At 69.6% G+C, this 8,965-nt stretch carries 9 protein-coding genes; 5 read left to right on the forward strand and 4 right to left on the reverse strand.

Annotation, left to right across the window (positions count from 1 at the left end):
* The first annotated feature begins 3 nt into the window (after positions 1 to 3).
* Together J1M46_RS02485 and J1M46_RS02490 are read left to right on the forward strand one after the other, a co-directional pair.
* Positions 4 to 297, forward strand: a complete 294-nt coding sequence (locus J1M46_RS02485; protein ID WP_342384234.1) for a cory-CC-star protein — start codon at positions 4 to 6, stop codon at positions 295 to 297.
* A complete protein-coding gene (locus J1M46_RS02490) occupies positions 288 to 1,253 on the forward strand; it encodes an ArsA family ATPase (RefSeq protein ID WP_206446380.1) in 966 nt (321 codons plus the stop codon). The genes J1M46_RS02485 and J1M46_RS02490 overlap by 10 nt, the downstream gene beginning before the upstream one ends.
* 440 nt (positions 1,254 to 1,693) lie before the next feature.
* On the opposite strand, the gene J1M46_RS02495 is transcribed toward J1M46_RS02490, so the two are convergent.
* Positions 1,694 to 2,608, reverse strand: a complete 915-nt coding sequence (locus tag J1M46_RS02495; RefSeq protein WP_206446381.1) for an alpha/beta fold hydrolase — start codon at positions 2,606 to 2,608, stop codon at positions 1,694 to 1,696.
* A gap of 37 nt (positions 2,609 to 2,645) precedes the next feature.
* Positions 2,646 to 3,464 carry a MetQ/NlpA family ABC transporter substrate-binding protein gene (locus J1M46_RS02500; protein ID WP_206446382.1) on the reverse strand — a complete coding sequence of 273 codons (819 nt, stop codon included), beginning with the start codon at positions 3,462 to 3,464 and terminating at the stop codon, positions 2,646 to 2,648.
* A 145-nt stretch (positions 3,465 to 3,609) separates the two neighbouring features.
* Here J1M46_RS02500 and J1M46_RS02505 point away from each other — a divergent pair, with 145 nt between their 5' ends.
* Positions 3,610 to 6,405, forward strand: coding sequence for a DNA methyltransferase (locus tag J1M46_RS02505; RefSeq protein WP_342384235.1), 2,796 nt, complete (start codon positions 3,610 to 3,612; stop codon positions 6,403 to 6,405).
* Between the two features lie 16 nt (positions 6,406 to 6,421).
* Here J1M46_RS02505 and J1M46_RS02510 read toward each other — a convergent pair whose 3' ends face one another.
* Positions 6,422 to 6,910 (reverse strand): GrpB family protein, encoded by a 489-nt coding sequence (locus J1M46_RS02510; RefSeq protein WP_206446383.1) that lies wholly within the window; start codon positions 6,908 to 6,910, stop codon positions 6,422 to 6,424.
* Positions 6,907 to 7,371, reverse strand: a complete 465-nt coding sequence (locus J1M46_RS02515; protein WP_206446384.1) for a DUF3054 domain-containing protein — start codon at positions 7,369 to 7,371, stop codon at positions 6,907 to 6,909. Before J1M46_RS02515 ends, J1M46_RS02510 begins: the two co-directional genes overlap by 4 nt.
* A 115-nt stretch (positions 7,372 to 7,486) precedes the next feature.
* Here J1M46_RS02515 and J1M46_RS02520 point away from each other — a divergent pair, with 115 nt between their 5' ends.
* Together J1M46_RS02520 and J1M46_RS02525 are read left to right on the forward strand one after the other, a co-directional pair.
* Complete coding sequence (locus J1M46_RS02520; RefSeq protein WP_342384236.1) at positions 7,487 to 8,227, forward strand: ATP-binding cassette domain-containing protein; 741 nt, start codon at positions 7,487 to 7,489, stop codon at positions 8,225 to 8,227.
* A complete protein-coding gene (locus J1M46_RS02525; protein ID WP_206446386.1) occupies positions 8,224 to 8,895 on the forward strand; it encodes a methionine ABC transporter permease in 672 nt (223 codons plus the stop codon). The genes J1M46_RS02520 and J1M46_RS02525 overlap by 4 nt, the downstream gene beginning before the upstream one ends.
* Positions 8,896 to 8,965: the final 70 nt, after the last annotated feature.

An 8,965-nucleotide genomic window follows, 5' to 3' on the forward strand; every position in this document is an offset into this window, starting at 1 on the left:
CGCGTGAAGCACAGCATCGCGACCCAGCGCCGGGGGGAGTTCTCCCGGCGCTGGGCCGCGCTGCGCGACGGACTGCACGAGTTCTACGTCGGCCCGTACCGCGACACCTTCCTGCGCGAGAAGCGCGATGAGGACGACCTGTTCATGATCGTCGTGCTGGGGGAGGCGCTCGGCGTTCCCGACCCCGCGGCGTACTACTCCGCCGAGCTGATGCCCGCCGTCTGGCAGGATTTCCACGCCTGGCACCGCCGCATCGGCATCCCCGACTCACCCCTGGATCACGTCGCATGCTGCTAGACCTCGCGCGCTCACGGCGCATCCTGTTCGTCGGCGGCAAGGGCGGGGTCGGGAAGACCTCGGTCGCTGCCGCGCTTGCCCTGGCCCGTGCGCGGGACGGCGCTCGGGTGCTGGTGGTCTCGACCGACCCGGCGCACAGCCTCGGCGAGGCGTGGGATCACAGGCTCTCGGATGCGTCCACGCGCGTCTACGAGGCCGGTGCCGGCTTCGTCGATGCGGTCGAGATCGACCCGCAGTCGACGATCGACCGGCACTTCGCGACGGTCGCCGACACGATGACGCGGCTGCTGCCCGATCGCCTGCACCAGTCGGCCCGGGATCACCTGGATCAGGCGCGTTCCGCGCCCGGCAGCCATGAGTCGGCCGTGCTCGAGCGCATCGCGCAGCTGATCGAGAGCAGCGCCGACACGCACGATCTCGTGATCTTCGACACCGCGCCCTCCGGGCACACCCTGCGCCTGCTGGCACTGCCGCAGCAGCTGACCGGCTGGACCGAGACGCTGCTGGCCAGCCGCGACCGCTCGGAGCGATTCGCCGCCGCGGCGCGCAGCGTCGTCGGCACGAAGGATCCCGAGCCGACCGCCGACAGTGAGCTGCGGCGCACCCTGATCGCGCGCCGCGATCGCTTCGCGCACATGCGCACCAGCATCACCGACCCCGAGCAGACCTCGTTCATCGTCGTGGGCATCGCCGAGCGGCTGCCGGTCGCGGAGTCGATCGAGGTCGTGCGCCAGCTCGACGCGCTCGGCATCGCCCCGGCCGCGATCGTCGTGAACCGGCGGTCGCCGAGCGATGCGGGGCCGGTGCTCGCCGAGCGCCGCGAGCGCGAGGAAGAGCACCTCGCGGTGCTGCGCGCTGCCGCGGAGGGCATCCCGATCACGCAGATCCCCCTGCTGCCCGGCGACCTCGCCGGCGGCGACGCGCTGGCGGCGCTCGCCGATCAGCTCATCGATTAGCCGAGCCGAGCCGGCACCGCGGTCTCAGGTGCTGACGATGGCTGTGGCTGCGTCGAGATGCTTCGCGGTGCTTGCGCTCGACGCCCTGCGAAGCGCGTTGATGGCGGCCCGACGAGACTGAGCGCTCATCTTGTATCCGAGAACTTCGCCTTCATGTGACGATTCCGGCACGGTTGAATCGAAAATGGAACGCAAGCGCGCAGCGCCAGGCGCGCTCAGCCAGGCGCGGCGCGCCGATCGCTCGGTTCGGCTCGGAAACGTACCTCGAGGGTGTCGTTCGTCTCGATGACCTGGCGCACGCGAGCGCGCCGATCGCAGAGGTGCCGCGGCTGCCTGGAAACCTCGTCGGCAGCGGCGCGCTGGCGGCGCTGGTCGATGAGTTCGTGGGGCATCGAACGGCTGAACCTTCGCAGCGACGCAGACGCGGCGTGATGGCGGCGTCAGCGGCTGTGCGTGAGCACGAAGGCGATGATCGTCTCGAGGTAGCCGGCCGCGAAGTCGTGCTCGCCCGCGTGCGCCATGCGGTGGCCTGCGCCGGGCAGCACGGCCAGCTGCAGCAGCGCCGGATCGACGGCCGCGCGCAGCGCCTCGACGCTCGCCGCGGTGGGCGTCAGCGCATCGTCGGCGCCGAAGATCGCGAGCATCGGCACGCGCAGGGAACGCATGCGCGGCAGCGGGTCGAAGGCGGCCAACTGCACGAACAGGCTCCAGAGGCGCTCGTCGGGGACATCGCCCTCGAGCAGATGCGCCAGCTCGTCGCCGCGCTCGTCGACGAGCGCGAGCATCTGCGCGTGCGTCGCACCGGCCTCGGCGAGCGCGAAGAACGCGTCGACCGCTGCTTCGGCTCGGGCACGGTCCGCATCGCTGCGCGCGATCCGGTCGAGTGTGCGTGTGCTGGCGAATCGCTCGGCGACGCCGGCGCGCACGGCGGGTCCGGCACTCGTGATGACGAAAGCGATCTCGCCCAGCGCCGCGCGATCGGCTGCATCGACCACGACCCATCCGCCCTCGCTGTGGCCGAAGGTGCCGCATGGCACGCCGGGCACGTGCGCTGCGGCGGACCCGAGGCCGGCGAGCAGATCGGCGGCCTGCCGCTCGATGCCTGCTTCGAGCCATGAGCCTTCGGAGCCGCCGACGCCGCGCTTGTCGAACGAGGCGACGGCGATGCCCGCGCGCAGCAGGGGAGTGCGGATGCGCGGGAAGAGGTCGCCGTTGTCGCGGTCGGCGGGACCCGAGCCGGGATGCATCACGAGCAGCGCGAGCGGGTCGCCGGCCGGCACCCAGAGGCTGCCGGCCAGGGCGACCCCGCCGCTGCGCGCGACGAGAGGCAGTGGCACAGTGGGCTCATGCTTCACGCCGCGAGGGTACTCGCCTGCTGGGAGCGCGCGTCGCTCAGAAGCTGACCTCGATCGTCTCGTTCGCCTCGATCACCTGGCGCACCTCGTCGCTCGTGAACGCAGCACGCAGCGCTTCGGTCGCCGCGCTGTCCGCATTCTCCTCAAGCACGGCGAGCTGCAGGGTGAAGCGGTCGTCGAGCTCGGTGATGAGGCCGTCGTCCTGGGGGTTGAGGCCGAGAGCGGCGATGTGCGAGGGCCACTGGAACGTCAGGTCGGCCTCCTCGTACGCGGTGTTCAGCGACGAGATCGGCACCTCCAGGAACTCGACGTCCTTAGGGTTCTCGGCGATGTCGACGATCGTCGCCTGGTAGGGGTCGATCTCGGGGTCGAGGCCGATGACACCCTCGGCGTCGAGCAGCGCGAGCGCCCGGCCGAGGTTCGAGCCGTCGTTCGGCACGGCGATCGTCGCGCCCTGCGGCAGGTCGGCGATGTCGTCGATCGAGCTCGAGTAGAAGGCGATCACGAAGTTGTACACCGGCTGCACTGCCACGAGCGAGCCGTCGTTGCCGGCGTTGAACTCCTGCATGTAGGGCTCGTGCTGCGAGAAGTTCGCGTCGACCTCACCCTGCTGCAGCACCACGTTGGCGGTGATGTAGTCGGCGATCTCGACCATCTCGATCTCATAGCCGTCCTCGATCGCCTCGGCAGCGGCGAGCACCACGTCGGTCATCGGCGACTGCACCGCGGCGACCTGGAGCACGGTCGGCTCGGCGGCCGCATCGGTGTTCTCGGTCGGCGCGGCCGCGCTGCAGCCTGCCAGTGCCAGTGCGGCGACGATGGTGCCGGCGAGCGCGCCGATTCGGGTGTGCTTCATGGGGATGCTGCTCTCTGCTCGACGGCGCGGTCAGCGCGCTGGAGGGATTGTTGAACTCAGTCCAGTATAGGCGACTGGTGGGCGCTGGTTCGAGCGGCCGCGGCGCGGCGACCTCCCCGTCGGTGCGCTCGCATAGGGTCGGGCTGTGGCCAAATCCCTCTCGCTGAACGAGATCCGCAACCGCGCCGCGCGCTTCGCGCTCGAGTGGGCGGATGCGCCGGGTGACGAGAGGCAGGATGCGCAGTCGTTCGTGCGGGACCTGCTCGGCGTCTATGGCATCACCAAGACGCGCGCGGCGTTCTACGAGAAGCGCTCGCGCCGCTCCTCGACAGGCGCCCAGGGCTACATCGACGCGCTCATCCCAGGTGTTGCGCTGATCGAGATGAAGAGCGCCGGCAAGGATCTCGCCGAGGCCGAGCGGCAGGCGCTCGACTACATCGACGCGCTCTCCGACCCAGAGGTGCCGAACTGGGTCATCACCTCGGACTTCCGCCGCTTCCGGATCCTCGACCTGGCCGCCGAGGGCGACGACGTGCTCGAGTTCGATCTCGCCGAGCTGCGCGACCACGCGGACCGGCTGGCCTTCTTCGCCGGCTACGGCCAGCGCGCCTTCGGCTCGAAGGAGCAGGAGCGGGCGTCGATCGACGCCGCCCGGCTCATGGCCTCGCTGTACGAGGCGCTCGGCGGCTCGGGTTACGACGATCACGAGGCGAGCGTCTTCCTGGTGCGCACGCTGTTCGCGTTGTACGCCGACGACGCGGGCGTATGGGAGCGCGACCTCTTCCTCGAGTTCCTCGAGACCCGCACTGCAGAGGACGGCAGCGACCTCGGGCCGCAGTTGTCCCTGCTCTACCAGGTGATGGGGCGCGAGCCGCAGCGGCGCCAGACGAACCTCGACGAGCTGATCAAGCGGTTCCCCTATGTCAACGGCGGCATCTTCGAGGAGCCGCTGAGCATCCCGAGCTTCGAGCGCACGATGCGCGAGCGGCTGCTGGCGGCGGCGATGTTCAACTGGTCTGAGATCTCGCCCGCCATCTTCGGTTCGCTGTTCCAGGCGGTGAAGGACAAGAAGGCGAGGCGCGAGCTCGGCGAGCACTACACGACCGAGACCAACATCCAGAAGCTCATTGGGCCGATGTTCCTCGACGAGTTGCGTCAGCGCTTCGCCGACGGGTTCCACGATGCGAAGGGGCTGCGCAAGCTGCGTGACGACATGGGTCGGATGCGGCTCCTCGACCCCGCGTGCGGGTGCGGAAACTTCCTGGTCGTCACCTACCGCGACATGCGCGCGCTCGATCTCGAGATCCTGCAGCGACTCCAGCAGTTGGGCAGCGCCGACGTGACGCTGGCCTTCGTCGATGAGGACCTGCCGGTGCGGCTCAGCAGCTTCCACGGCATCGAACTGGAGGAGTGGCCGGCACGCATCGCCGCCACCGCGATGCACCTGGTCGACCACCAGGCGAACAAGGCGATGGAGCTCGCGCTCGGCCAGGCGCCGGAGGCACTGCCGCTCGACAAGATCGAGACGATCGTCGTCGGCAACGCGCTGCGCGTCGACTGGACGTCTGTGGTGCCGCCGACGACGTCGCTCCACGTCATGGGCAACCCCCCGTTCCTGGGGCATGCCAGTCGCAGCGAGGAGCAGGCTCAAGACCTCCGCGACGCGTGGCACCGCAAGGACATCGGACGCCTCGACTACGTAACGGGCTGGTATGCGAAGTCGCTCGACCTGTTCGCGCGTGACGGCTACGACGGGCAGTTCGCGTTCGTCTCCACGAACTCGATCACGCAGGGTGAGCCGGTGCCCGCCCTCTTCGGTGCTGTGTTCGGCGCCGGATGGCGCATCAAGTTCGCGCACCGTACGTTCGCCTGGACGAGCGAGGCGCCCGGCGCCGCAGCTGTCCACTGCGTGGTCGTCGGCTTCGACCGGGCCACCAGCAGCGCCGCATGGCTCTTCGACTATGACGAGCTTCGTGGTGAACCGCATCGTGTGCCGGTGAAGCACGGCATCAACGGGTATCTGGTCGACGGTCCAAGAGTGCTCGTCGAGCAGCGTAGCCGCGGGCCGATCGGCTCAGACCTGCCGCCGATGGTGTTCGGCAACGTGCCTCGGGACGGCGGGCACCTGATCATCGAACGGGATGTGGCGCAGGAGTTCGCATCGGACCCTGTCGCGACGAAGTACCTGCGCCGCTACTTGGGAGCGAGGGAGCTGATCCACAGCGAGATGCGATGGTGCCTATGGCTGGTCGATCTCGATCCCGGTGACCTCGCGAAGTCGCAGCGGCTCAAGTCGCGGATCGATGCCGTGCGGACCTGGCGGCTGGAGAGCAAGGCGAAGCAGGCCAGAGACGCCGCGGCGACGCCGCACCTCTTCTGGTATCGCTCGCACGCTGAGATTCCGCATCTGATGGTGCCGAGCGTCTCCAGTGAGAACCGTCTGTTCCTGCCCGCGGGGCGCTTCGGTCCGGAGGTCATCAGCAGCAATCTGAACTACACCGCCGAGGATCCTGATGGGCTTGCGTTCGCCGTCATCTCGTCGTCGCTCTTCATGACGTGGTTGCGCACGACCGGTGGCAAGCTGGAATCTCGGCTGCGCTTTTCCAACACCCAGGTCTGGAACACGTTCCCGCTGCCTGCGCTGAGCAGCGCGCAACGTTCCGCGATGATCGCGGGCGGTCAGACCGTGCTCGATGCCCGTGCGCTCCGGCCCGAGCGGTCGCTCGCCGATCACTACAACCCGCTGGCGATGGCGCCGGAGCTGCTGCAGGCGCACCGGAAGCTCGACGCCGCGGTCGACGCGGTGCTCGGCCTCAAGGGCAGCGTCGATGAACTCGATCGGCAGCGCGCCCTCTTCGAGAGCTACGAGCGGATGATCGCTGCCGGCCAGCTTGCGACTCAGCCGAAGCCTCGCACCAAGCGCGCCGCCGTCAAAGCTTGACCGAGCGCTCTTCGCATCATGACCCGAGCAGCTCCGACACGATCGCGGTCTTCGACTGCGTGTAGTCGTCCCATCCGACGGAGGAGGCCGCAGACCGCTGCTTGACCGCGAGGTACTTGGCTCGAGCCGACGCATCGGTGCGAAGGATGTCGCGGAAGCGCAGGCGCCGTTCCCAGCCGGTGCCGTCGAGATCGAGGACGTGGATCACGTAGGCGCGAGCTGAGCGATCGGGCGAACTCAGCCAGGTATGGCCGGCCCGGCCACCTTCATGGTCGAACCCGTGCTGCGCCAAGACCTCGGTTGCCTCGTCGACGCGGTCGGCGGGCATGCCGACGGCGAGGTCTACCACCGGCTTCGCGGGGAGGTCGGGCACGGAGGTCGAGCCGATGTGCTCGATTACTGCCTCCGGCAGCAGCCTCGAGATCCGGCCCGCCATGTCACGCGCCAAGCGGCTCCACTCCTCGTGCTCGCTCGCGGCGAGGACGACGCGCTGCTCCGATGTCATGAGGAGACCCTGCCGTCCGTCGCGGCCCGATTGCGCCCGCCGCGCCGCACGAAGACCGCGATGGCGCGCCAGCCGACCAGTAGCGCGAGCAGGGTCAGCGTCGCCACGACGATGAATGGCACCGCCGTGCCCTGCCCGCTCAGCGCGCGCAGCAGCATCCCGCCCACCACCGTCACGAGCCAGATCGGCACACCGGCGCGCAGCGGAGCCAGGGGAGCGCGCCAGCCGAGGCACAGCAGCCAGCCGAGGCCGAGCGCCGCGAGGAACGGCCATGCCGTCGTGGCCAGGCCCAGGCCGAGTGGCCCGAGCACGCCCTCGTCGTGCGTCGCCCGTCCGATCGCTGCGAAGGCGACGACCAGCACGGCGTCGGCCGCGAGCGCGCTCCAGATGAAGGCGACGGATGCGGGGCGCCGGTGGGCGGCGCCGGCTCGCCCGCGCGCGTGGGAGTTCGTCGGGGCCATACGTCGACCGTATCGATCACATCGGCGCACTGCGCGTGGCGCGGGGAAGCATGTCGGGCCGGTATTGTTGTACTCAGCGCAACAACCCCACCATGCTCGCGAGAGAGGCACTCCTGTGCAGTCGTCCGGCCCCATCGCCGCCTTCGAGGGCGTCTCGGTGCAGTACGGCAACGTCACCGCGCTCGACGAGGTCACGCTCGAGATCGAGCGCGGCGAGATCATCGGCATCGTGGGGGAGTCGGGCGCCGGCAAGTCGACGCTGCTGAACCTGCTCGATGCTGCGACGCATCCCACCGACGGGCGTGTCGTCATCGACGGCACCGACCCGCAGCGGCTCAGCGGCCGCGAGATCCGGCTGCTGCGCCGCCGCATCGGCATGATCTTCCAGGGCTTCAACCTGCTCGGCAACCGCACGGCGCGGCAGAACGTCGCGCTGCCGCTCAAGCTGCAGCGCACGCAGGACGCGGCGCTGGTCGCCGAGCTGCTCGACTACGTCGGCCTCGCCGACCGCGCCGACCACTACCCGGCGCAGCTCTCCGGCGGCCAGAAGCAGCGCGTCGCCATCGCCCGCGCGCTCGTCACCCGACCGGGCCTGCTGCTCGCCGACGAGCCGACCAGCTCGCTCGACACCCGCGCCACAGAGGATGTGCTCGAGCTGCTCGCCGCCACCCGGCGCGACTTCGGCGCCACCGTCGTGCTCGTCACCCACGAGCTCGACTCGGTCGCCGCGATCGCCGACCGCGCCGCCGTGCTCGAGGACGGCGCGCTGCGCAGCGTCTTCCCGGTTGCCCGCTCGGCCGCCCGCGAGCGGCGCGACAGCTACCTCGAGCACGCGCAGCGGGTGCTGGGCGCATGAGCGGCTTCCTCGATTCCCTCAGCGCCAACGCCGACCAGATCGGCATCGCGATGGCCGAGACCGGCTTCATGCTGGCGTTCTCGCTCGCCGCCGCGGTGCTCGTCGGCCTGCCGCTCGGCGTGGTCATCTACCTCACGCGCCCGGGCGGCCCCAAGGAGCACCGCCCGATCTGGGCGGTCGCGAACATGTACGTCACGGTCGTGCGCTCGTTCCCGTTCCTGCTGTTCGTGGTCTTCCTCATCCCGCTCACGCGACTGCTCTACGGCACCACCTTCGGCACCGGAGCAGCCACCTTCCCGCTCTGCTTCGTCGGCATCGCGCTCTACGCCCGGCTCGTCGAGCAGATCCTGCTCGAGGTGCCCTCGGGCGTGCTGCACGCCGCGAGGTCGATGGGGGCGGATGTGTTCCAGACGGTCGTGCACTTCCTCCTGGTCGAGGGGCGCTCGGGCCTCGTCTACGCACTCACCTCCGCCTCGATCAGCCTCATCTCCTACTCCACGGTGCTCGGCATCGTCGGCGGCGGAGGGCTGGGCGACTTCGCCCTGCGCTTCGGCTACCAGGAGTACGACTACCCCCTCATGTACTCGACGATCGTGATCGTGATCGTCTGCGTGCTGCTGCTGCAGACCGCGGGCGAGAAGGTCTCGGCCGTGCTCGACAAGCGCTGATCGCCGCCGGCGACCAGCTTCCCGCTCCACCATCACGCACACCCGCACCGGAAGGCCCGCATGACCACCC

The sequence above is a fragment of the Agrococcus sp. KRD186 genome (genome assembly GCF_017168255.1).
Classification (GTDB): Bacteria; Actinomycetota; Actinomycetes; order Actinomycetales; family Microbacteriaceae; genus Agrococcus.